Source organism: Adhaeribacter terreus (genome assembly GCF_042657365.1).
In the GTDB taxonomy this organism is placed as follows: Bacteria; Bacteroidota; Bacteroidia; order Cytophagales; family Hymenobacteraceae; genus Adhaeribacter_A; species Adhaeribacter_A terreus.
This window is the reverse complement of sequence record NZ_JBHSKT010000002.1, coordinates 463,412-487,859: the sequence shown is the minus strand read 5'-3', so window position 1 is coordinate 487,859 and position 24,448 is coordinate 463,412. Positions and strand designations below refer to the sequence as shown.

General features: G+C 45.4%; 26 protein-coding genes and 1 tRNA gene. 5 read left to right on the top strand and 22 right to left on the bottom strand.

The annotated features are described in order from the left end of the window. Positions 1 to 46: 46 nt before the first annotated feature. From ACFPIB_RS05065 to ACFPIB_RS05040, 6 genes are all read right to left on the bottom strand, one after another. Positions 47 to 472: a hypothetical protein gene (locus ACFPIB_RS05065; protein WP_378016345.1), complete on the bottom strand. Its 426-nt coding sequence runs from the start codon at positions 470 to 472 to the stop codon at positions 47 to 49. Positions 473 to 740: 268 nt separating this feature from the next. After that, on the bottom strand, positions 741 to 2,912 hold the full coding sequence (locus ACFPIB_RS05060) for a flotillin family protein (RefSeq protein ID WP_378016344.1): 2,172 nt from the start codon (positions 2,910 to 2,912) through the stop codon (positions 741 to 743). A 3-nt stretch (positions 2,913 to 2,915) separates the two neighbouring features. Continuing rightward, the gene (locus ACFPIB_RS05055) at positions 2,916 to 3,560 is read right to left on the bottom strand and encodes a hypothetical protein (RefSeq protein ID WP_378016343.1); all 645 of its coding nucleotides are present in this window, start codon (positions 3,558 to 3,560) and stop codon (positions 2,916 to 2,918) included. Positions 3,561 to 3,658: 98 nt separating this feature from the next. Further along, positions 3,659 to 4,087, bottom strand: a complete 429-nt coding sequence (locus tag ACFPIB_RS05050; protein WP_378016342.1) for an endonuclease domain-containing protein — start codon at positions 4,085 to 4,087, stop codon at positions 3,659 to 3,661. 205 nt (positions 4,088 to 4,292) lie between these two features. Further along, on the bottom strand, positions 4,293 to 5,009 hold the full coding sequence (locus tag ACFPIB_RS05045) for a PspA/IM30 family protein (protein ID WP_378016341.1): 717 nt from the start codon (positions 5,007 to 5,009) through the stop codon (positions 4,293 to 4,295). Next, positions 4,984 to 5,418: a type III secretion system chaperone family protein gene (locus ACFPIB_RS05040; protein ID WP_378016340.1), complete on the bottom strand. Its 435-nt coding sequence runs from the start codon at positions 5,416 to 5,418 to the stop codon at positions 4,984 to 4,986. The genes ACFPIB_RS05045 and ACFPIB_RS05040 overlap by 26 nt, the downstream gene beginning before the upstream one ends. Positions 5,419 to 5,812: 394 nt before the next feature. On the opposite strand from ACFPIB_RS05040, the gene ACFPIB_RS05035 reads away from it, so the two are divergent. Both ACFPIB_RS05035 and ACFPIB_RS05030 read left to right on the top strand, forming a co-directional pair. Next, positions 5,813 to 6,604, top strand: coding sequence for an XRE family transcriptional regulator (locus ACFPIB_RS05035; protein WP_378016339.1), 792 nt, complete (start codon positions 5,813 to 5,815; stop codon positions 6,602 to 6,604). A 2-nt stretch (positions 6,605 to 6,606) separates the two neighbouring features. Continuing rightward, entirely contained in the window at positions 6,607 to 7,086 is a 480-nt protein-coding gene (locus ACFPIB_RS05030; protein ID WP_378016338.1) for a phospholipase D-like domain-containing protein, read from the top strand. A gap of 158 nt (positions 7,087 to 7,244) precedes the next feature. Here ACFPIB_RS05030 and ACFPIB_RS05025 read toward each other — a convergent pair. From ACFPIB_RS05025 to ACFPIB_RS04995, 7 genes are all read right to left on the bottom strand, one after another. Next, positions 7,245 to 7,332: transfer RNA gene (locus ACFPIB_RS05025), tRNA-Ser, on the bottom strand. A gap of 76 nt (positions 7,333 to 7,408) precedes the next feature. Next, positions 7,409 to 8,479 carry an asparaginase gene (locus ACFPIB_RS05020; RefSeq protein ID WP_378016395.1) on the bottom strand — a complete coding sequence of 357 codons (1,071 nt, stop codon included), beginning with the start codon at positions 8,477 to 8,479 and terminating at the stop codon, positions 7,409 to 7,411. Further along, positions 8,479 to 9,252, bottom strand: coding sequence for a TatD family hydrolase (locus ACFPIB_RS05015; RefSeq protein WP_378016337.1), 774 nt, complete (start codon positions 9,250 to 9,252; stop codon positions 8,479 to 8,481). Before ACFPIB_RS05015 ends, ACFPIB_RS05020 begins: the two co-directional genes overlap by 1 nt. 117 nt (positions 9,253 to 9,369) lie before the next feature. Further along, positions 9,370 to 10,470: a glycosyltransferase gene (locus tag ACFPIB_RS05010; protein ID WP_378016336.1), complete on the bottom strand. Its 1,101-nt coding sequence runs from the start codon at positions 10,468 to 10,470 to the stop codon at positions 9,370 to 9,372. Next, entirely contained in the window at positions 10,467 to 11,096 is a 630-nt protein-coding gene (locus tag ACFPIB_RS05005; protein WP_378016335.1) for a polysaccharide deacetylase family protein, read from the bottom strand. Before ACFPIB_RS05005 ends, ACFPIB_RS05010 begins: the two co-directional genes overlap by 4 nt. After that, positions 11,096 to 12,238, bottom strand: a complete 1,143-nt coding sequence (locus ACFPIB_RS05000) for a glycosyltransferase family 4 protein (RefSeq protein ID WP_378016334.1) — start codon at positions 12,236 to 12,238, stop codon at positions 11,096 to 11,098. The genes ACFPIB_RS05005 and ACFPIB_RS05000 overlap by 1 nt, the downstream gene beginning before the upstream one ends. 12 nt (positions 12,239 to 12,250) lie before the next feature. After that, entirely contained in the window at positions 12,251 to 13,654 is a 1,404-nt protein-coding gene (locus tag ACFPIB_RS04995) for an oligosaccharide flippase family protein (protein ID WP_378016394.1), read from the bottom strand. 154 nt (positions 13,655 to 13,808) lie between these two features. Between ACFPIB_RS04995 and ACFPIB_RS04990 the strand changes: the two genes are divergently transcribed. Together ACFPIB_RS04990 and ACFPIB_RS04985 are read left to right on the top strand one after the other, a co-directional pair. Beyond that, entirely contained in the window at positions 13,809 to 14,921 is a 1,113-nt protein-coding gene (locus tag ACFPIB_RS04990) for a GumC domain-containing protein (protein ID WP_378016333.1), read from the top strand. Continuing rightward, complete coding sequence (locus ACFPIB_RS04985; protein ID WP_378016332.1) at positions 14,921 to 16,387, top strand: O-antigen ligase family protein; 1,467 nt, start codon at positions 14,921 to 14,923, stop codon at positions 16,385 to 16,387. The genes ACFPIB_RS04990 and ACFPIB_RS04985 overlap by 1 nt, the downstream gene beginning before the upstream one ends. A 71-nt stretch (positions 16,388 to 16,458) precedes the next feature. Here the strand turns inward: ACFPIB_RS04985 and ACFPIB_RS04980 are convergent, their stop codons facing one another. From ACFPIB_RS04980 to ACFPIB_RS04955, 6 genes are read right to left on the bottom strand one after another with little or no spacing between them, the layout of a single operon-like run. Further along, positions 16,459 to 16,890, bottom strand: a complete 432-nt coding sequence (locus ACFPIB_RS04980; protein ID WP_378016331.1) for an energy transducer TonB — start codon at positions 16,888 to 16,890, stop codon at positions 16,459 to 16,461. Positions 16,891 to 16,941: 51 nt separating this feature from the next. Next, positions 16,942 to 18,165, bottom strand: a complete 1,224-nt coding sequence (locus ACFPIB_RS04975; protein WP_378016330.1) for a SpoIIE family protein phosphatase — start codon at positions 18,163 to 18,165, stop codon at positions 16,942 to 16,944. Continuing rightward, a complete protein-coding gene (locus ACFPIB_RS04970; RefSeq protein ID WP_378016329.1) occupies positions 18,158 to 19,342 on the bottom strand; it encodes an ABC transporter permease in 1,185 nt (394 codons plus the stop codon). The genes ACFPIB_RS04975 and ACFPIB_RS04970 overlap by 8 nt, the downstream gene beginning before the upstream one ends. Then, a complete protein-coding gene (locus ACFPIB_RS04965) occupies positions 19,343 to 19,600 on the bottom strand; it encodes a hypothetical protein (RefSeq protein ID WP_378016328.1) in 258 nt (85 codons plus the stop codon). Beyond that, positions 19,581 to 20,726, bottom strand: a complete 1,146-nt coding sequence (locus ACFPIB_RS04960) for a glycosyltransferase family 2 protein (protein ID WP_378016327.1) — start codon at positions 20,724 to 20,726, stop codon at positions 19,581 to 19,583. Before ACFPIB_RS04960 ends, ACFPIB_RS04965 begins: the two co-directional genes overlap by 20 nt. Beyond that, positions 20,723 to 21,691, bottom strand: a complete 969-nt coding sequence (locus ACFPIB_RS04955; protein ID WP_378016326.1) for a lysylphosphatidylglycerol synthase domain-containing protein — start codon at positions 21,689 to 21,691, stop codon at positions 20,723 to 20,725. Before ACFPIB_RS04955 ends, ACFPIB_RS04960 begins: the two co-directional genes overlap by 4 nt. 26 nt (positions 21,692 to 21,717) lie before the next feature. On the opposite strand from ACFPIB_RS04955, the gene ruvC reads away from it, so the two are divergent. Next, positions 21,718 to 22,293, top strand: coding sequence for a crossover junction endodeoxyribonuclease RuvC (ruvC, locus tag ACFPIB_RS04950; RefSeq protein WP_378016325.1), 576 nt, complete (start codon positions 21,718 to 21,720; stop codon positions 22,291 to 22,293). Positions 22,294 to 22,417: 124 nt separating this feature from the next. Here ruvC and ACFPIB_RS04945 read toward each other — a convergent pair whose 3' ends face one another. The 3 genes from ACFPIB_RS04945 to ACFPIB_RS04935 all read right to left on the bottom strand — a co-directional run bounded on the left by ACFPIB_RS04945 (position 22,418) and on the right by ACFPIB_RS04935 (position 24,426). After that, entirely contained in the window at positions 22,418 to 22,810 is a 393-nt protein-coding gene (locus ACFPIB_RS04945; protein ID WP_378016324.1) for an HIT family protein, read from the bottom strand. A gap of 18 nt (positions 22,811 to 22,828) precedes the next feature. Further along, complete coding sequence (gene greA, locus ACFPIB_RS04940; protein WP_200505323.1) at positions 22,829 to 23,302, bottom strand: transcription elongation factor GreA; 474 nt, start codon at positions 23,300 to 23,302, stop codon at positions 22,829 to 22,831. A gap of 89 nt (positions 23,303 to 23,391) precedes the next feature. After that, positions 23,392 to 24,426, bottom strand: a complete 1,035-nt coding sequence (locus tag ACFPIB_RS04935; protein WP_378016323.1) for a PorV/PorQ family protein — start codon at positions 24,424 to 24,426, stop codon at positions 23,392 to 23,394. Positions 24,427 to 24,448 lie beyond the last annotated feature (22 nt).

The window sequence follows — 24,448 nt, the reverse complement described above, 5'->3', positions numbered from 1 at the left end:
TAGGGTATTTAGGGTAAAAAGTCAAAGTAAAAGCGGAAATGAGGAATTAACCCCAACGGCTTTTCAGTAGGGCAAGATCATTGTCAAACAGCGCATTAATGGCAGCCAGCGCATCTGCTTTGGTTTGGCTTGTTCTATCCGACACAAAGTTTTCATCCATTTTCTGAATGAATCCGAAGAGGTATTTTCTAATTTCAGGCCGTTTATAAAAGATGTAAAATTCCGGTTCATCTTTCCCATCTACAACTGAAATGGACAGTCCATTTTTATTGCTTCTGTTCTCAACTTCCAAAGAAGGCGAATAGTGAATATCCTTCCCGGAAACCGAGTTTTCAGCTTCTTCCATTTGGTGCAACATTTCTTCCCAGGGAAATTCATGGAAAACCTTTAAAAAGCCTGCCTTATCAATTGATCCTTTTTCAATAATTTCCGGAGAGAATGGATCGCAGATACTATAGCGGAAAGTGGACATTTAAGAAATATTTAAGCAATTGAAAATCAACCACCCTACCCCACCTTGTTAAGGAGGGGAGCTTTTGGTTCACTGTTTTTAGCAGACTTTTTGAGCGAAAAAGCATACCGTTTTCTGCAGTCAGCTATAAAAAAGCAAACAAAAGAACTTAGCATTTTCCAGCTCCCCTCCTTTTCAAGGAGGTGTTGGGGGTGGTTATTTACATTAGTCGATACTCTCCCCTTGAGGGGAGCCGGAGGGGTGTTTACATGTTACCAAAAACGCTATCCTAATTCAAACCAAAACTATGTACCGCTTTATCAGCAATTCCCATCGCGTTTGCAGTAGAAGTTAATTGTTTCAAAGCAGCTTTAGTAGAATCATCGGCATTGGTCATCATCTTCAGCAATAAGGCGGAAACGCTGAGGTTGCGAACATCTTCGGAGTTCATGCCGAACTGGTTGATGAAGCGCTGCAGGTTCATTTTGAAATCTACTTCTCCGTTGCCATTTACGTGGAAGAACGTATCTTTTACAGACCCTAAAACCTCGGAATTCCCAACCAGACGATCTACCTGCTTGCCTTTGGTAATCGAGCCTACGATCTGGTCGAAGAACATCGTTTCGCCACCCACAATATCGATCTTCGCAGCTTTCAGGGCTTCGGAAATAACTTCGGCCTGCGCGGCGGCAATGTCTTTCTGAATGTTGATCTGCGCCAGTTCAATAGACTTGTCTTTGTCCAGACGCAGTTTGAATTCCTCGTGCTCTTTGCCAACGCCGTCCAGTTTTTTCATAGCTTCGGCTTTCTGCTCAATTCCTTGCGCATCTACAGTAAATTTCTCGCCGATTACGCGGGCTTCGGCCAGACCTTTTTTCTCGGTAGCAGCAGCTAAATTCTCCACCACAACAGCTTCAGCAATACCTTTTTCTTTCGTAATCTTAGCCGCTACCATTCCTACTTTTTCGTCGGCTTCGGCTTGCGCTTCGGCTTTTACTTTGGTGGCTTTGGCAGTTGCAACGGCCTGCATTTCAATCACTACGGCTTCGGCTTCGCCTTCTTTCTGATGTGCTTCGGCTTTGGCTTCCATCACACGTGCTTCCGATAAACCGATAGCAGCGGCTTGAGCAGCTTCCGCTTCGGCCATCATTTTTATGGCCTGGGCTCGGTTGTTCGCAGAAGCTTGTTCCGCTTCCGAATCGATGAGCAATTGCTTGGCTCTGAACTCGGCGGCCTGACGGGCAGCTTCGGCACTCTTAATTTCTTTCACCAGCGCTTCTTCGGCTTCCTTTTCGGCGTTTTTAATGGCCACTGATTTGGTACGTTCTGCTTCGGCAAAAGCTTTGGTATCTTTGATACGCTCTTCCTCTTCTACCGTAGCTTTTTCAACCACCACACGCTCGCGGATAATGGCCTGAATATTCTTGCGTTCTTCTTCCAGGGCTTTGTCTTTTTCTATCTGGGCCAAGGCCACAATACGCTCACGTTCATTTACTTCCAGCATGCGGGCTTGCTCTACGCGCTCGGTTTCTACGGCATCGGTGCGCAGTTTACTTTTCTCAGCCACCAGGATCTGACGTTCTTTATTCTGCTCGGCAACTTTAATTTCTTCGTCGGCGGCAATGCGGGCTTTTTCGGCTTTCAGGCGTTCTTCGTAACGCACTTTTTCCATTTCGGCCATTTCGCGCGATTTTATGTTGGCAATTTCACGCTTCTGCTTTTCTTCGTTTTCGGCAAGTTGGCGCTCCAGTTCCAGAATGGTTTCCTGCGCTTCAACGTCCTGCTTTTTAATGGTTTTCTGCTTTTCGCGCTCAATTAAATTGGCCTGGACTTTCTGCTGCGCCGTGAGGTCGATGATCTTCTTGATACCTTCCGCATCCAGAATGTTGTTTTCGTTTAGCGCGGTAAGCGGTGTTTGCTCCAGATAATCTATTGCGCAGTCGTCTAAAACATAGCCGTTCAGATCGGTGCCGATGGCTTGCAAAATTTGGCGTTTAAATTCGTCGCGGCTTTGGTACAGGTCCACAAATTCAAAATGCTTACCAACCGTTTTCAAGGCTTCGGAGAATTTCGCATCGAACAAACCTTCCAGCGCGTGTTGGTCTGAAGCACGTTTACAGCCAATAGCTTGGGCCACCTGCATGACGTCTTCCGGGGTTTTGTTTACGCGCAAAAAGAAGTTCACTTTAATATCGGCGCGCATGTTGTCTTTACAAACCAACCCTTCCGAACCCGTACGCGAGATCACGATGGTTTTCAGGGTAATGTCCATTACTTCCAGCTTGTGGATGATGGGTATTACGAAGATGCCGGAAAAGGAAACTTTGGCGTCGCCGAAACCGGTTCGTACCAGCGCCTCGCCCTGAATGGCCTTCTGGTACATTTTTACGACGATGGCAATGAGGCCGAAAAGTATTACCGCCAGCATGCCAACGATAGTCCAGGATAATTGTGCAATCATAGATTAAATTGTTTCGTAAGGTTCTATTAAATAAAGCTGTTTTTCAGGAAGATAATCGATTACCAGCGCCGTATCGCCTTTTTTCAAAGTAGCACCGCGAGTGGTTTTCACGTTCAGAATAAGCGGCGCCGCATCGGTTTTCACGGAAGCCTGTCCCATTTCAGTTGAAGTTGCCGGCAACAAAACCGTACAAACTTTCCCGATGATGGTAACCGTGCTGTCGTGTTCTTTTTCTAGCGCCGCAAACATTTTCACGAAAGGCGTAGTAAGTGCTTTGGCAATAAAAAGGCTCAGGAATAAATTCGGAATAAGCAATAAAAACGCGATGCCCGCCGGCAGAAAAGGTGCGTAATGTACGGTAAGAATGGCCAGCACCCAGAACGGCAACACCAGGAAACTCATGAACACCATAAACGGTATCCTTCCGAGGTTGAAAAATGCCAGCACATTGTTGAGCCAGGCCACCGAAAATTCATGGTGCGCATCTACGTGGGTATCAATGTGAAAATCCTTTTCGATCTCAATATTGAACGCTTGCAAATCCAGCAGGCCAATAATCACCGAAACCCAGTACATTATAATAAGCACCATTAAGGTGGTAGGAATGATGTTTGCCGGCGCCACGGCAGCTTGTAAAAGTTCGGTCATAGGCAGTTGGGTAATGATGAATTTTTAATGATGAATTATAAATTCTATAGTTGTTTTTCTTAAATGTTCACTAGACTTTTTCCTTTAACTTAGGGTTATTACTGCGAACTCTCTCCTTGAGGGGAGTTGGAGGGGTGTTTTGCCTGCTCATCGGAAAAATGCTTCTTCAGAACCAGAACCTGTTCCCAAATTTCATCCAGCACCCACCGCAAATTCCGCTTCACATCCATATCATCAAAACGCATGAATATTACACCGTAAGCCTCAAGTTGCTTTTGACGCAGGTCATCATATTCCATTTTATCGTCATGACTTTTACCATCAATTTCGATAGCGATTTTTAATTCATGCGAATAAAAGTCAACAATGAAATCAAGCATGGGTACTTGCCGGTGAAACTGCACGCCATCCATTTGCCGGTTCTTGATCTCGTTCCAAAGCAGGATTTCCGACAACGTGCTGTTGTTCCGCAATTCTCTGGCTTTGGCCCGCAGATCCTTCCGGTATGGGATGATTGGATTCTTCATTATCTGAAATGTACTTGGTAGCGTGAAAACACCCCTCCGGCTCCCCTCAAGGGGAGAGTATCGGCTAATGTGAATCTTCAATACATTATTATTATAAGTTTTAGATTACTCATCGCGAAGATTCTCCCCTCGAGGGGAGCCGGAGGGGTGTTTTCACGCTACCATAAACGGTATGCTTTCAAGCCGAAAAAGTCAAAGATCCGGTTTATTCCGAAGCTTCCGTTAAACCTAACTTAGCTTTCAAAGCGGCAACATTATCAGATGTAGAACGGGACTGGCTTTTTTCCAGCGCTTTCTCAATTTCCTGATCGATGGTGCGGCTTTCGTTCGCAATTTCACCGTAGCTTTCGGCCAAAGCTTCTTCCACGGCTACTTTTTCTTTCATGCGTTCCAGCAAGGCTACTGTGCCCGAAGAATCGATCTGGGCCAGTTGTTTGTTAATGGTTTGCGTGGCTTTACTTACCATAACACGGCTTTTCAGGGTTTTCAGTTCGTTTTCCCATTTGCTTAAAGTGCTGCGCAGGGTTTTAATGTTCTGATCCAGCTGCTGCACCGATCTTTCAAACTTTTCTTTATCGGCGGTTGCCTGTTCGGCCAGTTTCAGGTTTTCTTCTTTTTTTACCAACGCTTCGCCGGCCAAACGGTCCGCTTCCGAAGTTTCCAGATCGCCTTTATGCGCACGCTGCAACAGCAAAATAGCTTTGTGCTCGTAATCATCCGATTTGACGCGATAAGCTTCGGCATCGTTGCGCGAACGGATGGCCATGGCTTTTACTTCGGCCAGGGCGCGCAGGCTTTTTTCCAGGTCTTCTTTCATATCGCGGATTCCCTGCTCGGTCATTTTGATCGGGTCTTCCAGCTGATCGATGGCGGAATGAGCTTCGGCCTGGCCTATTTTAAATATGCGACGGAATATGTTCATAGCTGTTTACTTTAATTTTTGAAAATTCAATTAATTGTTCAGAATACTCGCTCAGCAGCAACGCCAGGGAATTAAAAGAAGCCTCGATTTCACAGAGGTCCAGTTTTTCCAGTTGCAGCGTATCGCGGAAGATCAGTTTGCGACCGGTTTCGTCGAGCACAAAAGCGCCGTGAATAATATCGCGGTTCTTCTGCAGCAGACTTTGCAAAACTTTTGTTGTTAAAACCGGCAGATCCAGAATGTGCTGTTCCATAATAAGCAGCGGATCGGCGCAACCAATTACCAGGTTCTGAATGCCAGCTTCGGGTTTATCTACCACCAAAACGCCATCAGTCGGGTTCTCATGCGAAATATGAAAGTGCAGGTCCTGTAAATAAGCCTTCACTTTGGCAAAGTAAGGATTGTTCATGCTTGAAAATTTTAAAGGTTCGGAACACAAATTCCCATTCCGGGAGGTGGCAAAATAAAGTTGCTGCTTCTTTCTCTCCCCTTGAGGGGAGCCGGAGGGGGCGTTATCACGATTGCAATTTACACCCCTCTAACTCCCCTCAAGGGGAAAATCATCGCAAGAGCGAAGTCAGTTCTATGAGCATTTTCGCTTCCTAAGATAAGAAAGAAAATGTAATTTCATGTTAACTTTTTAGCGGAAAGAGCTAAAAAAGCGCTGCAAATTTTTTAAGCCGGGCCCGTGGCTCAAAAAAGTAGCGAATGCTTCAGGTATTGTCCTTTTATTTCCTACATTTACATTGCAATTATACTACAAAAAATAGATACGCTCAAAATATTAGCAGGTTTTATTTTTTATGTCTTTTATTGGAAAAAATATCAAGAAGATCCGGACGGTCAAAAATTTGAGCCAGGCGGGTTTCGCGCAGCTCTTCAACCTAGCCCGTCCCAGCGTGGGAGCGTATGAAGAAGGCCGTTCCGAGCCCAAAATGGAAACTGTAGTGCAGATCGCGCGGCATTTCGGCGTTTCTATAGACCTGCTGCTCACCAAAGAACTGACCGTAAACGAGCTTTATGGCTTCGACCTTTACAAGCAGGAATTAAAAAATGCGCCGTCGCTCATAAAAGTAGCATTTACCAGCCTCGCTCCCGAAACCGTGCTGGTAAATGCCGAAAATATCCAGGAATATATTTTCCACCGGAATGAAAAAACGTTCTTAGAGCAACTACCGGTAGTTCATTTTCCGGTAACGTTTAAAAGCATTGGCCGGGCCTTTGAGCACACCGGTTCCGAAATGCAATACCGCGAGTGCGGCATTTTTAACGGCGATCTGTTACTGGCAGAATTGGTCGAACCGTCTGCTTATGATGCTTTAATGCCAGGCTTGGTTTATATTCTCGTGTTACAAAGCAGCTTTTTGGTAAGAAGACTTCAGGAAGTTACGGCCGAAGGAAAATTAAAACTTAAAGCCGATAATCCGGATTATGGACTGAGCGAAATACCGTTTACCGAAATTCTGGAGATATGGGAAGTGCGCGGCGTTTTCAGTACCCGTTTAAAAGCGCCGACGCAGCTCGAAGACCGCCTAAATATGCTGGAGCAAACCGTAATGCAATTAAATAACCGCCTAAAAGCCTTGGAGCAATAAAGATGTTTTCCGTATTCAAATCTTCAAAAAAAGCCATCAACAAAGCGTATTTCAGCCCCGGAACCGATTGTCAGCAAGCCATTATTTCTGCCATCGAAAACGCGCAAAATTCCATCAAGATCTGCGTCTTCACCATTTCCGATGACCAGATCACGAACGCAATTCTGAAAGCGCACTGGAAAAACATCAACATCAGAATCCTGACCGATAACGAAAAACTCTTCGATCTTGGCTCTGATATCCGGCAACTGGCGCAAGCCGGAATTGCCGTGCGCACCGATAACACGCGCAACCACATGCACCACAAATTCGCCTTAATAGATAATGAATTACTGATTACCGGAAGTTACAACTGGACCCGCAGCGCCGCGCTCTACAACCATGAAAATGTGATCGTAAGCAACAGCAAAGAATTGGTTCAGGATTTTCTGGTAGAATTCAATAGTCTATGGCCGGAAATGACTATTTTCGAGAGTAATTGAAACGACGATTGAATTTCCCTGAAAAGTCGAAGTTGGATTTAGCGATTTGAAAAGTTCACTCCCTACAAATTCATGATGAATATAAGCCAGCAAAAACGCTATGGTTTTAAAGCAAGAAAATCCTGTAAGCAGTAACTTACAGGACTTTCTAATTTCAGCAGAGAGGATGGGATTCGAACCCACGATACCCTTTTGAGGTATACACACTTTCCAGGCGTGCTCCTTCAACCACTCGGACACCTCTCTGTTTAATAGGCTGCAAAGAAACGGATAAATTTTGTGCGCTGCAAGTTTTTAGGCTTAAAAGTATAGCGTTTTCTGATTACAAAGAAATTTCGCCCCGCAGGTTATCCCGCAACATTTTTTTACTTTCCTCCACCGTCAGATCTTGCCCCAATACAAACATCAATTTGGTTATGGCCGCTTCGGTAGTTATATCGGCACCGCCAATTACACCCATTTCTTCGAGGTAGCGGCTTGTTTCATAGAGGCCTTGCTTTACATCACCTTCATCGCACTGGCTTACATTCAGTATGATCAAACCGTTGGCAATGGCTTCGCGCAATAATTTCAGGAACCAATCAGCGGTTGGAGCATTGCCAGAGCCGTAAGTTTCCAGCACTAGGCCACGCAGATTGCGGTTACTCAACAAACAGCGGACAACCATTTCTGAAATGCCGGGGAAAAGCTTGAGAATGGCAACACGGTTATCGAGTTTCCGGTGGACTTTCAGCGGTTTTTCAGGATTGGGAAGAATATGAAGTGGCTCAAATTCCAGTTCAATACCGGCTACAGCCAGCGGCGGATAATTATCGGATTTAAAGGCATCGAAATGGCTGCTTTCTACTTTCTTGGTACGATTGCCGCGCAGCAAAACATTATCGAAATAAATGGCAACTTCCGGCACGTGCGTACTACCTTCTACCCCACCCTTGGCCGCAATTTCCAGCGCCGAGATCAGGTTGAAACGAGCATCGTTACGCACTTTGCCTATAGGCACCTGCGCGCCCGTTAAGATTACTGGTTTGGCCAGATTTTCGAGCAAATAACTCAGTGCGGATGCCGTGTAAGACATGGTATCGGTACCATGTAAGATCACAAAGCCATCGTAAAAATTGTAGTGTTCCTCTATAATATGCGCCAGTTCCAGCCAATGCTCAATGGAAATATTCGAGGAATCGATCGGTTCGTTGAGCGTTAAAACGGTGAGCAACACGTTTATCTGCTGCAGTTCCGGTACGCGGTTCAGGATCTGGTCGAAGTTGAACGGAATGAGGTGCTTGCCCGAAATATCGTAAACCATACCCAGCGTGCCGCCCGTGTAAATTAACAAAACGGACGCCTCCGGATGCAGCGGCGCGGCCGTGTGCACATCTAGTTTAGTATAATTCATCATGCTTGCAAGCCAAATAATTTCTGCGCGTTAGCAGTGGTAATTTCCGCCAGTTCGTCAACCGAAATATTTTTAAGCTGGGCCACTTTTTCAGCCACCAGTTTTACATAAGCGGGTTCGTTACGTTTGCCGCGGTGCGGAACGGGCGCCAGGTACGGACAATCGGTTTCCAGCACCAATCTTTCCAGCGGAATTTCGGGTAGAATTTTGTCGAGGCCGCCGTTTTTGAAAGTAGCTACGCCGCCAATGCCGAGGTAAAAATTCAGATCGATGGCTTTTTGGGCTTCTTCGGCGGTGCCGGAAAAACAATGGAATATGCCGGTCAGATTTTCGTGCTGATTGCGGGCTATAATTTTGTAGGTTTCGGAGAAAGAATCGCGGGTATGTAGAATTAAGGGCAGCTTGAATTTAATTGCCCAATCTACCTGAACCTGAAGCGCTTCCTGTTGCTGCGCCAGAAAGGTTTTATCCCAATAAAGATCAATTCCGGTCTCTCCTATTCCGATGAATTTGCGCTTGTTCAGCCAGTCTTCTATGCGGTATAATTCCTGGTGAAAATCTTTCTTTACCGAACACGGATGCAGCCCCATCATAGCCAGGCATAAATCCGGATTTTGCGCTTCGGTTTCGAGCATGGCATCTATGGAAGTATGGTCAATATTCGGCATCAGTATCTTGGTTACACCTTCCTCCTGCGCGCGACGCAAGGTTTCGCGCTGATCAGTTTTAAAATCGGCGGCGTAAATATGCGCGTGGGTATCTATTAAATTCATCTTTACAAAAAGCGGCTTCCTGATTTTAACAAGCCAATTCCATTTAACATATTTATCTAACTTTTACCCCTGAAAACACTAGGGTTTTTCATGTAAAAAGTCAGGCTGCAAATTTGGTTAATATTTCCGGCCTTTCCAGATAACTTTCAGCGGAAGGAAATAAAAAATAAGCAAGGCCGCCGAAATAAAAAGCTGATATCCTTCAAAAAAAACCAGGTCTTTTAAAGTCGCTTTGCGGTTGAGTTTTTTCAGACAGATCACTAAAAAACAACTCTGAAAAAGCCATTTCAGCAACAGCACCGCGCAAGCGACACCCACCGGAACCAGCCAAAAAAATGGTACCAAAACCACATAAAAAGAGGCGTATAAAATAAGCACCAGTTTCATGTAAAGCGGCAAATGCATGGTGCCTTGCATCCAGCGTTTACGTTGGTGCAGCAAAGTCTTGAAGTTTTCCGGCGGCAAAGTTTCTGCGAGCACTTCTTCAGAAAACAGGTTTTTAAATCCGTAACCTTGTTTCAGAACTTCTCTGAACAACTTAATATCCTCGGTAACCGAAAACGGAAAATGCTCATAGCCGCCGGTCTTTTCGTACGCTTCGCGGGTAACCAGCATGTTGTTGCCCATAGCCGTAACCGGCAAATTTAAATCAGAAACCACCTGGATCAACCCTAAAGCATAGAGCCAATCCAAAGCCTGCATCCGTTCCCGTAATCCATTTCCGCAAATGGTGGTAATGCCGGTAACGATGCCGGTATCAGTTTTTCGGGCCGAAAGCATAGCGTTTATCCAATTTTCAGGTACAGCCACGTCGGCATCAGTAATAAAGAAGAAATTGGAAGTTGCTTGGCGGGCTAAATGCGCCAGCACGTTGGCTTTGCCGCGGGCTTTTCCAAGGTTTTCGGTTATGGAAATGAGTTTGAAATTCGGTTTGTTGGCAATAAAACCAGAAATAACCTGAAAAGTATTATCGGTAGAAGCATCGTCGCCGATCAAAACTTCGATCAACTCCGGCGGATAATGCAGATTCTGAATGGCAGTTAAGCAGCGTTCTATGGTGTGTTCTTCGTTGCGGGCCGCAATTAAAATACTAACCGGCACTTTTTCCGCAGAAAACCCTACCGTTTCCGGTTGCTTTTTCCGGAAGATCCACAAGCTCAGCACTAAGGCAAAAACGCTGAAATAAACTGCAAAATACAGTACCGAAACGATGATCATAATGCCTGAAAACGGTAGCCCTGGCGGTGAAAAAACTCGAGGTAACGCGGCAGCACAAACTCCAGGTTCCGGCGGGCCTTCAGACTATCGTGAAAAACCACAATGGAGCCGGAGCGCGTAAGTTCCAGGCTTTTAGCCAGGCAAATTTCGGGTTGCAACGCCTGGTCGTAATCGCAGGTAAGCAGATCCCACATAATAATGCGGAATTGCGACTGCAGGTGTTTGATCTTGCTCAGGGAAATTTGCCCGTAGGGTGGCCGGAAAAGCGGTTTTTCTGTTTCAGAAATAAACGGTTCTAAAACAACATCGCACTTTTTTATGTTTTCCAGATACGGTTTGGTGGCGGTTTTCCAGGCTTTTAAATGGTTGAAAGTATGGTTGCCTAAACGGTGACCTTGTTCTAAAACGCGCTTAGCAATTTCGGGGTGTTTCTGCACGTTTTCGCCAACGCAGAAAAAAGTACCTTTCGCATTATACTTTTCCAGGGTGTTCAAAACAAAATCAGTCACTTCCGGAATTGGCCCATCGTCGAAGGTCAGGTAAATGATCTTTTCCAGCGCATTTTTACGCCATTCAAGTTGCGGTAAGAGCGTACGGACGAAATCTGGTAAGCGGTAAAGCTGCATCAGTTTGGTTTAGAGGCAGATTGAACGGCTTTACTCAACGACTCGCTAAGTTTTTCAGCACTTTTATCCCAGGAAAAACGCTGGAGATTTTTCCGGCCTAAATAAGCTAACGAAATACGCAGCCCATGATCTTTCCAGATATCCTGCATCGCGCCGGCAATTTCATTTATATTGAACGGATCTACCAACAAAGCCGCATCGCCGGCTACTTCGGGCATAGAACTTACGTTCGAAGTAATTACCGGGCACGCACATTTCTGCGCTTCTACGATCGGAATTCCAAAACCTTCCAGCGTAGGCACGTAAACATTGGCCAGCGCCGAGCCATAAAGCAAACGCAGATCTTCGTCGCTTACGCGGCCGGTGCAGATCACATCTTCCTGAAATTCAAGCTGCTTAAAGGTATCTGAAATTTCCCCTGCTTTCCAGGCTTTACGGCCCACAATTAAAAGCTTGGCTTCGCAGCGGCTTTGCCTTTTAAATTTATCGAAAGCTTTATACAGATTTACCAGGTTTTTTCGCGGATGCAAAGCTCCTACAAATATGAAAAACGGTTTGCCGTGGCTGAATTTCTGCTTCGTTGTCTTCTGTTCTTCTTCCGTAGCCGGTTGAAAATTATCGCTGGCATCGTTATAAACTACATCAATTTTCCTGGCAGGCACGCCGTAGGTTTTCACCAGGTCTTGTTTCGTAAATTCTGAAACGGCCACGATCCTTTCCGAAGCTTTTGCAAATTTAGGCGTATAGTGCTGCAGATATTTCCGTACTATAAAACCCAGATCCTGCGGATAATGCTCAAAAGCCAGGTCGTGCATTACGGTTACGCGCGGAACTTTGGTGCAAAGCGTAGTCAGGCCGTCGGTAGACAAAAACACATCGGGCTTAATTTTTTTTAGCGCGCGGGAAACACTCCATTCGAACCAGATATAAAAAAGGAACGGGTGGCGCGCCGGCGGAGAAAGTACGATGGGTTTTACGTTCGGCCCAAAAATAAATTGCTTATCGAAAGGCCGGTCGAAAAAAAAGTAAAATTCATGTTCCGGGTGGTTGGCTACCATCCGGCGGAGGGTTTCAAAAGTAAACTTCCCGATGCCCTCGAGGCGGCCGGCAAGTAAAAAACGCGTGTTAACAGCTATTTTCAAGAGCAGGTGAGATTAAGGTCTACGGTTTAGCAATTGCCGTATTTGAGCTAAACTAATAATCTGCAATATAAAAACCAAAATTAAAAACCCTGCGCCGGCCAATATTGTATTCAGCCACCACAAACCGGAGAGATAATTTAACCCAAAAAACAGCCCACCAAGCAAAACAGTCAATAAAACCAGTTTTAAGAGCAACGCATAAGGTAGTTTTATTTTCACCTTGCGCCCAACCATTATAAAGTACCCTACAGATACGAAAACCGCACAAAAAAGGGTGTTCCAGGCGGCTGCCAACGAGCCATATTCCGGAATAAAAATAACGTTGAGCGTCAGGTTTATAACAATACTGGCCGCTACCAGCTTGCTTACCGGTTTTTCAAAATTGCTCGAAGTTAAAAGGGTACTGTAAATGGCAAAAAAACCATGCACCAAAACGTTCAGAAATAAGATCTGCAGGTTGCGTACCATGGCCGCAATTTCGGCCGGTGTGCTGTTGCTGAACTGAAAAAAGAAAAGCTCGCCGTAGAAAAATGAAAAAACGCAGATAAAAATAATGGGCAAACTCACCACTACCTGCCCGAAATGCAACAGTTTTTCCTGCTCTTTTTTATCCTGTATGGTCAAGGCGAATTTGGCGAAAAATATGGGCAGAATGGTCCAGAGATACATCATTACGGCATCTACCCAGCGGTACGGTCCGGCGTATAGACCTGCTTCTTTGGCCGAAGAAAGCCGTTCCAGCATTACAATATCCACGCGTTCGTTAATGCCATAAACCAGCGTAATAAGGGCAAACGGCAAACTGTCGCGCAGCAATTCTTTTAAATGCACGCGGTTTAGTTTTATGCGCAGCCGGCCGTATAATTTCGTGATCAGGAAATAAAGCGCCACAAAAGCCAGCCCGGTTGCCAGCGCGCGCGCATACACAAAATTCTCCAGCGTAAGCCCCACGGGTAAAAGGGCGAGCACAAAAAACACCAGCAGGAATTTATCGGCCACAGAACCTACGGCATCCACGTTAAAATTCTGGTTGCCCTGCAGCGTTGCCCGGAAAAACAAAATGAATTGTGAAATTCCGAAGGTAAATGCTATGAAAAACAGCAGATAAAGTGTGTGTGCGTCGTAACCTAAAATAAACCCAAGCGCCAGCATTAGAAGCGGAAACAACAGCGCCAGCAGAATCTTAATGGGAAAAACGGTAGGAAAATAGGCTTCAAAATAGCTTTTATCGGCGGCAATTTTCTTGGTAGCCAGCTGGCTTATTCCCAGATCGGAAAGTACGGCCCCTATGGTTGCCAGCGAAAACAAAGCACTGAACAAACCAAAAGCCTCGTGACCGATCCGGTCCTGCACCAGGTTTTCTACCACAATGCCAATGGGTTTCACCAGCAGGTTCAGCAGTAGAATAAAACTTATATTTCCGAGTAGCTTTTTAATAAACGGTAGGGTTTAGCGCCTGCAAAGTAACGCAATAAATAGGCAACCTGCAGCAAATATTCCCAACTTTCGGGCTCCTTTGTTTTAGGATAGTTTGAGTTTTTTGGCTAATTTTGAATGAATATTCTTTACCATGAGCGTTACGCAAACTATGTCTGAACGTCCGAAAAATCTCCTCGGATTGGTGCCTGTTCTGAATCGTTGGAAATATCCTATCCTGGTGCTTAGCATTCTTGCCATGCTGGGCAGCGCCGGCGTTTCCCTGCTGCTTACCAACGAATACCAGTCTACAACCATTATTTACCCGGCCAATATCCTGAGCGTAGATCCGGACCGCATTCTGCAGGGCGATAAAATTGAAGTAACCGGCTCTTCCGTAGAACTGGACCGCTTAACGACCATAGCCACTTCCGAGCAGCTGGCTTATTTCATGATCTACAAGTATAAACTTTACCTCGACTACGGGTATCAGGACATGGAAAGCGACATCAATAAATTTGGCGCCATGAACATGTGGTACACCAACCTCGATGTACGCCCCAACGACCGCGACGCTTTGGAGATCAGCTTCATCAGCCACGATAAATACAAAGCCGCCGCCATTGCCAACGACATTGCCGCCCGCATCGATGTGCTGAACCAGGAACTTCCGCTCGAGAACCGCAAACGGGTAATGGAAATTTACAAAGACCAGTATAATTATTATTCCAAAGCCTACCTTAACCTGCGCGACAGCCTGAACGAAGTGCGTAAAAATTACGGCATTTACGGCCTGGCCGACGAAGGTTATCACTTAAGCAAAAGCGTGATCGAAACCCAGACCGAACTGGCCCAAGCCAAAGGCGAACTGGAAGTGATGCAGCAAACCGGCGGTAGCACTACGGCCCTGAAAGCTAAAATAAATGGTCTGGAAAAAGCGCTTACTACCCTTACCAGCTCCGGTTCCGTTTATAATTTAGATAAATATGCGGCCGGCCTGAAAGCTACCAGAGATCTTGATTCCATTCAATCGAATATGCTTTCGCGCTACATAAAAGCCAAAGCTAACTACGACAACGCTAAAATTGCACTGAACGGCAAGATCTCAACTATTAACGTAGTACAGAAAGCCGAAGCCGCAAACCGCAAAATCAAACCGATCCGTTGGCTCATCGTGGCGGGTTCAACCATTGTAACATTCCTGTTATCGGTAATTTTCGTTTCGCTTTACGAATTATTTAAGCGCGAAAAGTATCGTTTTGAATAATGAAGTTCGTAAAAGCACACCTGCCGCTTCCCGAAAAAGTTACTGAACAGCTTATTTTCTGGGGTTTTGGCAGCTTAATAGTTGGTTCCGTTTGCTGGGGTGTTTATAAAAACACGTCGGTTTGGCTGGGTATTCCGGCCGGAATTTTACTATTGCTTTTGCTTTTAACTAATTACCGCGCGCTTTACTACCTGCTCATATTCAGCCTGCCGTTCTCTATGGAGTTCTTTATTCCGTTTGGTGGGCTGCGCATGGATCTTCCGGCCGAGCCGCTCATGCTTCTGCTCACGGGTTGTTTCATGGCTTCGTTGCTCATTGGTTTTAAACCTGACAAACGTTTTCTGTCGCACCCGCTCGTGGTGCTCATCGGGGCTACTTATTTGTGGGCGCTTTTGGTTATGCCTTTTTCCGTAGATCAAACCAAATCTATAAAATATCTGCTGGCCAAGGTTTGGTACATCGTGCCGTTTTTGCTGCTTACTGGCTCCATAATCCGCGATGTAAAAGACATTAAACGCATTTTGTGGTTCTTCCTGGTTCCGCTTATCGGTCTGATCCTTTTTTCGCTTTTCAAACACGCCCTCAAAGGGTTTGCTTTTCACGCAGTGCACCGGTCGGTTACGCCGTTCTTCATGAACCACGTGATTTATGCCACGGTCGTCGCGTTTTTCATTCCCTATGTATTCACTTTATTGAAAGGCCGGAAAGGTTGGGTGAAGTTTTTTCTGATCTGTAGCCTGCTTATTATGGTGGCTGGTGTAGGCTTTTCTTACACGCGTGCTTCCTGGCTTTCGCTGCCTATTGCCGGATTTTATTTTCTGGCCATCCGGTTTAAGCTTACCAAACTTATGGTAATCGTTGCTTATCTGGGAGCCGCATTTGCCTTCTATTTCTTCCTGAACAATGAAAATTATCTGAATTACGCCCCTAAATTCGAGAAAACGGTTTTCAACCGCGATAATTTCGGCAAACACTTACAGGCTACGTACAAGCTCGAAGATGTTTCGGGAATGGAACGCGTTTACCGCTGGGTTGCCGCCATGCACATGGTAGCCGAAAAACCATTTACCGGTACCGGCCCAAGCACATTTTACCCGGAATATAAACGCTACACCGTTAAACGCTTCCGGACTTACGTAAGCGATAATCCTGAAAAATCTACCGTACACAATTACTTTTTACTGCAACTCGCCGAGCAGGGCATTATCGGTTTGCTGCTTTTTTTGGCTCTGATCGGTTATATGCTGATCTTACCGCAAACGCTTTATCATCGCACCAAAGATCCGGAAACGCGGGCCGTAATAGTTGGCACAGCGCTTTGCCTCATCATTATCATTTTTCACCTTACCCTCAACGAACTGCTGGAAGTAGATAAGATCGGTTCGTTCTACTTCATTTCCATTGCCTTCCTGATAAAACTCGATATCTGGACAAGGGAGAAAAAGCAAACGGAAGCGTTGAATTAGTTTTAGCTTCTAGTTAAAAGCGAATCTCCGTTTCAAAACGCTATGCTTTTGTGCTTAAAAACTGCTTGTTTTTACTGTAATTGAAACATGAAAGGCAAGGTATAACGGGTATCTACCGGTCGCCCATTTTGCCTGCCTGGTTGCCATAAAGGCATTTTACTAATAATACGAAGCGCCTCCTTATCAATACTTTGCGAAACGCTCCGCACAACTTCAGGATTGGTTATTCTACCTTCTTTCGTTACTACGAACTGCACGATTACCCTGCCTTCCTCTCCGTTATCCCGGGCTTCCTGCGGATAGATCAGGTGCTTGTTTATAAAGTTTATCAGTTCACTTTCGCCACCCGGAAAACGCGGCATTTCTTCTACCATTACAAAAACCTGATCGTTTGCCGGAACCTCAGTTTTACTATTTACAGCAGCTGCCGGCGTACTTTTACGGGTGCAGGCAAAGTTGCTGCAAACGGCCAGCATTGCAACGCAGATATAACGTTTCTTCATAAAACTCAACAAAAAACGGTAGGGTTTCAGCCTCAAAAAGTCGGAATTGATTTACTTAAAACGGCAGCTTAACAGCGTGATATCATCATCAAAACCGGCGGCATCGTTATAGATTCGGATATCTTCCAGCAATTCGCGGTGCAGCACCTGCAGGTTCATGTAACGGGAATGTTGCAGGAATTTAATGGTATTTTCCAGCCCGTATTCATCTTCATCCTTGTTGAAAACTTCCGTTAAACCATCGGTATAGCAAAGCAACATCGATTTTTGCGGGATCAGCACCTTGGTTACCGACATGAACGGCAATTCTTCAAAAATACCCAGCATCGTACAACCTTCGTTCAGTAAATGGCAGGTATTGTTTTCGTACAGTAAAACGGGTGCGTTGTGGCCGGCATTCACGTAGTGCAGTTCGCTGGTTTTCCGGTTATAGATTGCAAAGAAACTGGTAATGAATTTCTCCGCGATCGCGTTCCGGTATATCAGGTAATTCAGCTCTGAAACTACCGTTTCCAGATCGGAGGTCTGGCGCAGAATGGTACGCAAACCGGCCTGAAAATTACTCATCAGCAACGAAGCCGGCACGCCTTTACCAGATACGTCGGCCACGCAAACCAGGAACTGATCGTCGTCAATTTTAATGTAATCGTAATAATCGCCGCCTATGGTAGAGTGAGGAATGTAACTAGCATGTATCGCTACGTCTTTATCATTCGGCAAACTCTTCGGAAACAGCATAGCTTGCACTTCTCGCGCAATACGAATTTCGTTGCGCATAGCTTCCTGGGCCAATCGTTGCCGGGTCATTTTCCGGTTTTCCATTGCCACGATCAGAATATTACTCAGCGTCTGAATAAACGATAAAGCCCCAAGGTTGGAATAATACGGATGAATATTCCCGATCAGCACAAAAGCCAGCACTTTCCCATCCTGAATTACCGGAATAGCCACGTCGAAATCGCGCCAGCGTTTATCCAGGTTCAGGTTATTGAGTTTGGTAATTTCGCGCAGGTTCCGGATCTCTTCCGGAAAGTTCTGTTTCACAAAATCGGTGGCAGTGCCAAAACAAACCTTGCATTCCCAGGCTTCGTCCTGCACAAAAAGCGTGAGCCGGTTAATTTTTAACTGGGCCAGTAACGTGAAATGGTAAATTTTATAAAGCGCTTTTTCCGGAAGGTTGCTGTTAATTGCCTGCGTAATTTCAAGCAACGCTGCCAGTTCCAATTCCTTCAGATTTAGCTCCTGCTGTATATTCCTTTCCACGGTCTCAGGCATTGGTAACGATAATTTTAGGGTCATATGCGTCGCGTAGCCCGTTTCCGAGCAAATTAAAAGCCAGCACCAGCAAGCTTATACATAAGCTGGGCAAGATAACTAAAAACAAACTGTTCCGGGAGCCAATTAATTGAAAGCCTTCATTTACCATCATGCCCCACGAAGGCGCCGGCGGCTGTACTCCCAGACCCAGAAAACTCAAACCGGCTTCCATTAAAATTGCCGAAGCAAAATTAGCGGTAGCTGTTACAATAAGCGGCCCTAATAAATTGGGCAGCAAATGCTTTAAAATAATGCGTATTTCGGGTAAACCCGCAACTTTTGCTGCTTCAATATACGTCTTTTCTTTCAAACTTAAAACCTGGCCGCGCACCACCCGGGCCACATCTACCCACATGGTTAAGCCCACCGCCACAAACGAAACCCAGACACTTTTACTGCCCAGCGCCAGACTAATGGCTATTACCAGCATAATGCCCGGCACGCTCCAAACCACCGTCATCACAAACATAATGGCCTTATCTACCCAGCCACCGGCGTAACCAGCCAAAGCGCCGGCCAGCAAACCAATAGTTACCGAAATTAAAACCGCCAGAAACCCGATTCCCAACGAAATTCGGGTACCAAGCAACAACCGACTCAGCACATCGCGGCCCGCTTTATCGGTTCCCAGCCAGTACGTTCGGGTTTCAATAGCAGTATCTTCAATTTGCTGCGTTAAACTTCCCTTTTTATGCAGAACTGTTGAAGCCGGTAATAGTTTTTGCAAAGGGAAACGCATTTCGGCAGTATCCAGTCCGGCGCCGGAACGGTAGGGTTTTGCCACTAAAAAGTCGCGTTCAATTTTATAATTGTCTATCGGAATACTTTCGAAAGCAACCGGTGCTCCGAATAACCACTTTTCAAAATTGTTCACTTCTTCCGGCTTTTCAGCTTTCGGAACGCGCAGAATTTTAACCGTAAAACCAGCCGGTTTCTTTTGCAGCGCCACAATGCCATCGTTCGCATTCGTAGTAGAATCTGGCAGCAATAAATAGCCCGAAAACGCTATGAAAAATGCGATCAAAACTAAGGTTAAGCCCAGCATAGCCGGCCCGTTCTGCAACAATCTTTGCCGGATATAATAACCGGGCGAATGAAAAACCTGGGTCTGCATTACCTGCGATGTGGTAGCCATTTATCGGGAATTATGCGCCAGCAAACCAGCTTTGGTAGCCAGAAAAAAATACGATGTACAATTGGCTGCAAACGTTTCCGGCACCAAATCTATTTCGGTATCCGGATCCGGAAAAAAGCATTTTACATAGCCTTGTTCTACCAACGCCTTCAGATTTTCACAAAGAGTTTCTGCATCCAGGTTCAGGGTTTGGTCAAGCGCTTTAAAAGAAGTTACAAAATATAATTCGTCCAGAATATCAGCTTCCGTTTCCGTCATTGTTTTTCAGTGTTCGGCCTTTCCAGCGGTACGTTCCGGCCAACCCGGCCAGAGCAGTTAACACCACGTAGGGCATATAAACCAGCTGTAAAGGAAAGATGTAAATAAAATACTCGGTTCGGCCTAGAAACTGCAAAACCAGCCCTAAAAATACAAAATCGACAGTTGTTTTCAGCAAAAAAGCCGGCCAGAAAATATTACCCGCTAAATAGCCTGTTAACCAGAAAATTAGCGCTACCGGCAAAATAAGATTCACCCCGAAAACCAGCAAAGCCAGTAATTGTGCTGCCGGGTTTTTGTAATGTTTCCATTTACTCGCCCAGCGAATGCGTTGCGCTAAAAATTGCGGTAACGTTTCGCAGGCAGCCGTAAAAACCGTACCGCCCTTCGCTTTCAGAAATTTAACTTTCCCCGGAAAAGCAGCCTGAATTTTATGCATCAGGAATTCATCGTCGCCGGAAGGAATTTTCTCGTTGCCGGCAAAACCATTTACCGCATAAAATGCCGCTTTTTCATAAGCCAGGTTTGCGCCGTTGCACATATTAGGCTTGCCCAAGCCCATAGAAGCCGCACCGCTGCCAATTAAAGAAGCAAATTCCACCACCTGCATTTTCTGAAAAAGGGAATTCTGGGCCGTTAAACAAACCGGCCCGCTAATAAATTTAGCCCCTTCCGAAACATACACATATTCCAGCAATTTCAGCCAGTCGGGTTGCAGCCGGCAGTCACCATCCGTTTGCACGATCAGTTCACCATTCGCTTGTTCCAGCCCGAAAGCAATAGCACTTTTTTTGCCTTTTCCCCTACCGTTTTCCAGCCGCAGCAACCGTAAACTCAGATCCGTTCCGGCTATAAAATGCTTCACAATTTCAGCCGTTCTGTCTTTAGAATGATCATCAATAATCAAAACTTCAAGTAGGTCTTTCGGATAGTTCTGCGCCGCCAGATCCTGCAGCAGAAGCCCAATATTTTCAGCTTCATTCCGCACGGCAATTAACACCGAAATTTTGATTTGAGGCTTGTAACTTTCTGGCAATTCCGGCGATGGTAAACGCAGCCAGCCAATTATAGCAGCTACTATAAAAACGCTATACCCCAGCACCAAAGAAGTCAGCAACGCGATCATTCCGATACTTTCTTAAATTTCAAACGCGCAACGAAGATCAGCCCTAAAGCACTCGGCACTACAATGTTCAGGAACCACAAACTAAGGCTTGCGCTCAACACGTTCAGTTCCGGTTCATCAAATAAACTAAAAAAATGCATCGCCGAAACTTCGCGCATCCCAATATCGGTCAGGGCACTGAAACTCGGCACAATAGATTTTAAAAGAAAAGTACTGCTAATACCGCTCACATATTGCAACAACGAAAGCTGTATGCCAAACGCACTGAGCAACAAACCAAACTGTAAACCAAAAACGGCATACCTCGCAGCGGCCAGCAAAAGCGTATAACCAAGTTCTGAAAAATTATACCGCGCCAGCACCCGCAAATAAGGTAAAAAGCGGCGCGCCGGCGGAAAAGAAGCCATCATGGCCAGAATTAAGGTTGCCCGGAAAAAAAACAAAAAGCAAAATGCATTACCGGCCAGCAAAAACAAACCAATGCTCACTTTCGCCCAGGGAAATTCAGGCCAGTAAAAATGCCAGAAAAGATAAAAACCGCCTAAGCTACCTGCCATTACGGTAACCACAAGCTGCGCAAACCGGCCTAAAAAAATAGCCCCGATCGCATGAATTCTGCGGCGGCTCCGCATTTCCAGGATACGGCCGGCATAATCTCCCACCCGATTCGGCGTTATAAAACCAAGCGTTAAACCTACCATCACCGAACGGAACGCTCTTAAAAAAGAAACCGTTTCGATCTTACGGGCCAGGAACCACCATTTCCAGGCTTCCAGACCCCAGTTTACCGGAATAAGCGCCGCTGCCATAAAAACCAGTAACCGCAACCGGGAATTATCATGTTCCTGAAAAAGCGCGAACCAATCGGTGCGGCCTTGCACGGCGCGGTATAAATAAAAGCTTGTAAGCCCAAAAACCAGGAGTTTAAGTGCCAGCCAGCCGCTACTTTTTAAAACTACAGTCAAATTTTGTTTGTAATTTTGCAAACCTTATGATTAAAACGCTCCCCCTTGTTCCTTCAGAAAAAATTATTTTGGGTATAGATCCTGGTACCAATATTATGGGCTATGCTCTGCTCGTGGTGAAAGGCTCTAAAATGCAGGTCCTTAAACACGATGTCATCAATTTAAAGAACATTACCAACCACGCCGTAAAACTAAAAAAGATCTTCGACCGCACCCAGGAACTCATCACCGAATATTTACCAGATGAAATGGCAATTGAAGCGCCTTTCTACGGTACTAACGTGCAATCGATGCTGAAACTTGGTCGCGCACAGGGTGTTGCTATTGCCGCTGCTTTATCCCGCGATATTCCGTACGTAGAATATGCTCCCAAAAAAGTAAAGCAATCTATAACCGGCAACGGAAATGCTTCCAAAGAACAAGTAGCTCAAATGTTACTGCAAATCTTTAAAATAGCCGAAATGCCGAAGTTATTTGATGCCACCGATGCTTTAGCCGTTGCCCTTTGCCATCATTACCAACGCGGTAATAACAGCCAGGCCGGCGCCAAATCCTGGAAAAGTTTCCTTACCGATAATCCCAACCGCATTTCCACCAAGTAACCGTACAGGAAATATTCCAGAAGCGAAGAATACCTTTTACTTTTAAAGCCCAAAACCCTAGCGTTTTTAACTGGAATTCCGGTATAAAACGCTAGGGTTTTGACTTGAAAAAGTGCTTCAAAAGCTAAAGTTCCTTTCGGATCTTTTCGGCAATTGCTTCAAATTCCTCCGGCTTTAACTTTAATTTCGGGTTGCTGAAATTCATGTCGTGCATCTGGTTTATTGGAATAAGGTGAATATGCGCGTGCGGTACTTCAAACCCGATCACACAAACCCCAACTCTTTTACAGTTCATGGCTGGTTTTATAGCCTGCGCTACTTTATAAGCAAACTTCTGAAGATCGGCATACAGATCAGCATCCAGATCAAACAAATAGTCGGTTTCCTGTTTTGGTATCACGAGCGTATGGCCTTCCATCAGCGGATTTATATCCAGGAAAGCCAGAAAACGATCATCTTCCGCCACTTTATAAGCAGGAATTGTACCGTCCACAATTTTCGAAAAGATAGAAGCCATAAACTAATATAAAAAGTATTAACGCGAAATTTCCAGGATCTCAAAACGAAGCTTACCCGCCGGAACCGTTATTTCCGCCACATCCCCTACTTCTTTTCCCAGCAAGCCTTTCCCGATCGGCGATTTCACCGAAATACGGCCGGTTGCCAGGTTCGCTTCCTCTTCCGAAACCAAAGTATAATCCAGCACCATATTATTGTTCAGGTTCTTGATCTTTACTTTAGAGAGGATCAGAGCTTTGCTCAGGTCCAGGTTCGAATCATCTATCAACCGGGCATTACCGATCACTTCTTCCAGTTTTGCAATCTTAAGTTCCAGGTGGCCCTGCGCATCTTTAGCAGCATCGTATTCGGCATTTTCACTTAAATCACCTTTATCACGAGCTTCAGCAAGTTGCTTCGCTATGTCAGACCGGCCTTTTACTTTCAGTTCCGCCAGTTCATCTTTTAGTTTCTGCAGTCCTTCCGGGGTGTAATAAGAAACGTTTGCCATTACTTTATCTTTTTTAATCGGGTTTAAAAACAAAAGAACGGTTATGCCTGCGCTAACCGTTCTTTTGTAAAGGTAGTAAAATTTTTAAACTATAAGCCTACTTTTATTCCTACACTGTGTGTTCCGCTCCATGGGTTAGATGAACGGTAAGAATAATCCAAAGCAAATTTCTTGTCTAAATCAGCACCAAAAGGCAACTCTACAGTAGCACCGGCAGTCGGGCCATTGTGCGCAAAATTACGGCTGTCGCCGAAAATACCTTTCTGGTAATCGAAACCGGCACGCACCATAAACTTCTCGGTAAACGCATATTCTGCACCAACCTGGAACTGGTCGTTACTGGCTGTGTTCGATACAAAGTTACCGGCTAGTGTAAGGCGGCTTTCTTCATTCATGTTGAAATCATACGCTAAGCCAATGTTCAGCAAAGCTGGAAGTTCGAAAGAAGAAGAACGCTGTTCCAAAGCCTGAACAACTGTACCATTCTGAACAATACCACGGTAAGCAAGGCCGTCGCCTGAGAAAGTCATTTCCGGGCCAACGTTACGTAAGCTTACACCAATGTGCAGGTTATCTTTAGCCAATTCGCCTTTACCAAGTGAAGTTACATATTGCACCCCACCATCAAAAGCAATACCAGTAGCACTTGCATCCGGAATAGATTCGTTAATTACCCGAACCGTGATACCACCCTGAATGCTGTTGGAAAACTTTTTAGAATAACCTAAGCCCAGGTTAATAACCGAAACATTGAAATTAATATCCTGGTCAGGAGCATTTTCGGTAGTCTGCTTAAAGTTCCCCATGTCCATCGACATTAAAGAAAGACCTAAAACGCCGCCATTTTCACCAAGCTGCTGACCAATACCCAAAGCATTGATATTAATATCGGTGCCGGTTAACCATTTAGTGCTGGTAAACATTATTTCGGTACCTTCAATGCTGGATAAGCCACCAATATTCTGGTTCATAGACTCTACTCCCCGAATGCGGGCAGTATTGGAGCTGGCCATACCCGAGCTGCGGGCCCACGGATTGATCTGCAATTCCGTAGCACCTACCTGGCCTCTTTTTTGGTCATTACCGGCGAGCGCTGTGCCCGCCAGTAATGATGCAAAAACCATACATATAACTGATTTTTTCATT

What these genes read in the sequence shown, in the direction of transcription:
- ACFPIB_RS05065 (WP_378016345.1), bottom strand. Translation starts at nt 472, where the DNA reads ATGTCCACTTTCCGCTATAGTATCTGCGATCCATTCTCTCCGGAAATT.
- ACFPIB_RS05060 (WP_378016344.1), bottom strand. Translation starts at nt 2,912, where the DNA reads ATGATTGCACAATTATCCTGGACTATCGTTGGCATGCTGGCGGTAATA.
- ACFPIB_RS05055 (WP_378016343.1), bottom strand. Translation starts at nt 3,560, where the DNA reads ATGACCGAACTTTTACAAGCTGCCGTGGCGCCGGCAAACATCATTCCT.
- ACFPIB_RS05050 (WP_378016342.1), bottom strand. Translation starts at nt 4,087, where the DNA reads ATGAAGAATCCAATCATCCCATACCGGAAGGATCTGCGGGCCAAAGCC.
- ACFPIB_RS05045 (WP_378016341.1), bottom strand. Translation starts at nt 5,009, where the DNA reads ATGAACATATTCCGTCGCATATTTAAAATAGGCCAGGCCGAAGCTCAT.
- ACFPIB_RS05040 (WP_378016340.1), bottom strand. Translation starts at nt 5,418, where the DNA reads ATGAACAATCCTTACTTTGCCAAAGTGAAGGCTTATTTACAGGACCTG.
- ACFPIB_RS05035 (WP_378016339.1), top strand. Translation starts at nt 5,813, where the DNA reads ATGTCTTTTATTGGAAAAAATATCAAGAAGATCCGGACGGTCAAAAAT.
- ACFPIB_RS05030 (WP_378016338.1), top strand. Translation starts at nt 6,607, where the DNA reads ATGTTTTCCGTATTCAAATCTTCAAAAAAAGCCATCAACAAAGCGTAT.
- ACFPIB_RS05020 (WP_378016395.1), bottom strand. Translation starts at nt 8,479, where the DNA reads ATGAATTATACTAAACTAGATGTGCACACGGCCGCGCCGCTGCATCCG.
- ACFPIB_RS05015 (WP_378016337.1), bottom strand. Translation starts at nt 9,252, where the DNA reads ATGAATTTAATAGATACCCACGCGCATATTTACGCCGCCGATTTTAAA.
- ACFPIB_RS05010 (WP_378016336.1), bottom strand. Translation starts at nt 10,470, where the DNA reads ATGATCATCGTTTCGGTACTGTATTTTGCAGTTTATTTCAGCGTTTTT.
- ACFPIB_RS05005 (WP_378016335.1), bottom strand. Translation starts at nt 11,096, where the DNA reads ATGCAGCTTTACCGCTTACCAGATTTCGTCCGTACGCTCTTACCGCAA.
- ACFPIB_RS04990 (WP_378016333.1), top strand. Translation starts at nt 13,809, where the DNA reads ATGAGCGTTACGCAAACTATGTCTGAACGTCCGAAAAATCTCCTCGGA.
- ACFPIB_RS04985 (WP_378016332.1), top strand. Translation starts at nt 14,921, where the DNA reads ATGAAGTTCGTAAAAGCACACCTGCCGCTTCCCGAAAAAGTTACTGAA.
- ACFPIB_RS04980 (WP_378016331.1), bottom strand. Translation starts at nt 16,890, where the DNA reads ATGAAGAAACGTTATATCTGCGTTGCAATGCTGGCCGTTTGCAGCAAC.
- ACFPIB_RS04975 (WP_378016330.1), bottom strand. Translation starts at nt 18,165, where the DNA reads ATGCCTGAGACCGTGGAAAGGAATATACAGCAGGAGCTAAATCTGAAG.
- ACFPIB_RS04970 (WP_378016329.1), bottom strand. Translation starts at nt 19,342, where the DNA reads ATGGCTACCACATCGCAGGTAATGCAGACCCAGGTTTTTCATTCGCCC.
- ACFPIB_RS04965 (WP_378016328.1), bottom strand. Translation starts at nt 19,600, where the DNA reads ATGACGGAAACGGAAGCTGATATTCTGGACGAATTATATTTTGTAACT.
- ACFPIB_RS04960 (WP_378016327.1), bottom strand. Translation starts at nt 20,726, where the DNA reads ATGATCGCGTTGCTGACTTCTTTGGTGCTGGGGTATAGCGTTTTTATA.
- ruvC (WP_378016325.1), top strand. Translation starts at nt 21,718, where the DNA reads ATGATTAAAACGCTCCCCCTTGTTCCTTCAGAAAAAATTATTTTGGGT.
- ACFPIB_RS04945 (WP_378016324.1), bottom strand. Translation starts at nt 22,810, where the DNA reads ATGGCTTCTATCTTTTCGAAAATTGTGGACGGTACAATTCCTGCTTAT.
- greA (WP_200505323.1), bottom strand. Translation starts at nt 23,302, where the DNA reads ATGGCAAACGTTTCTTATTACACCCCGGAAGGACTGCAGAAACTAAAA.
- ACFPIB_RS04935 (WP_378016323.1), bottom strand. Translation starts at nt 24,426, where the DNA reads ATGGTTTTTGCATCATTACTGGCGGGCACAGCGCTCGCCGGTAATGAC.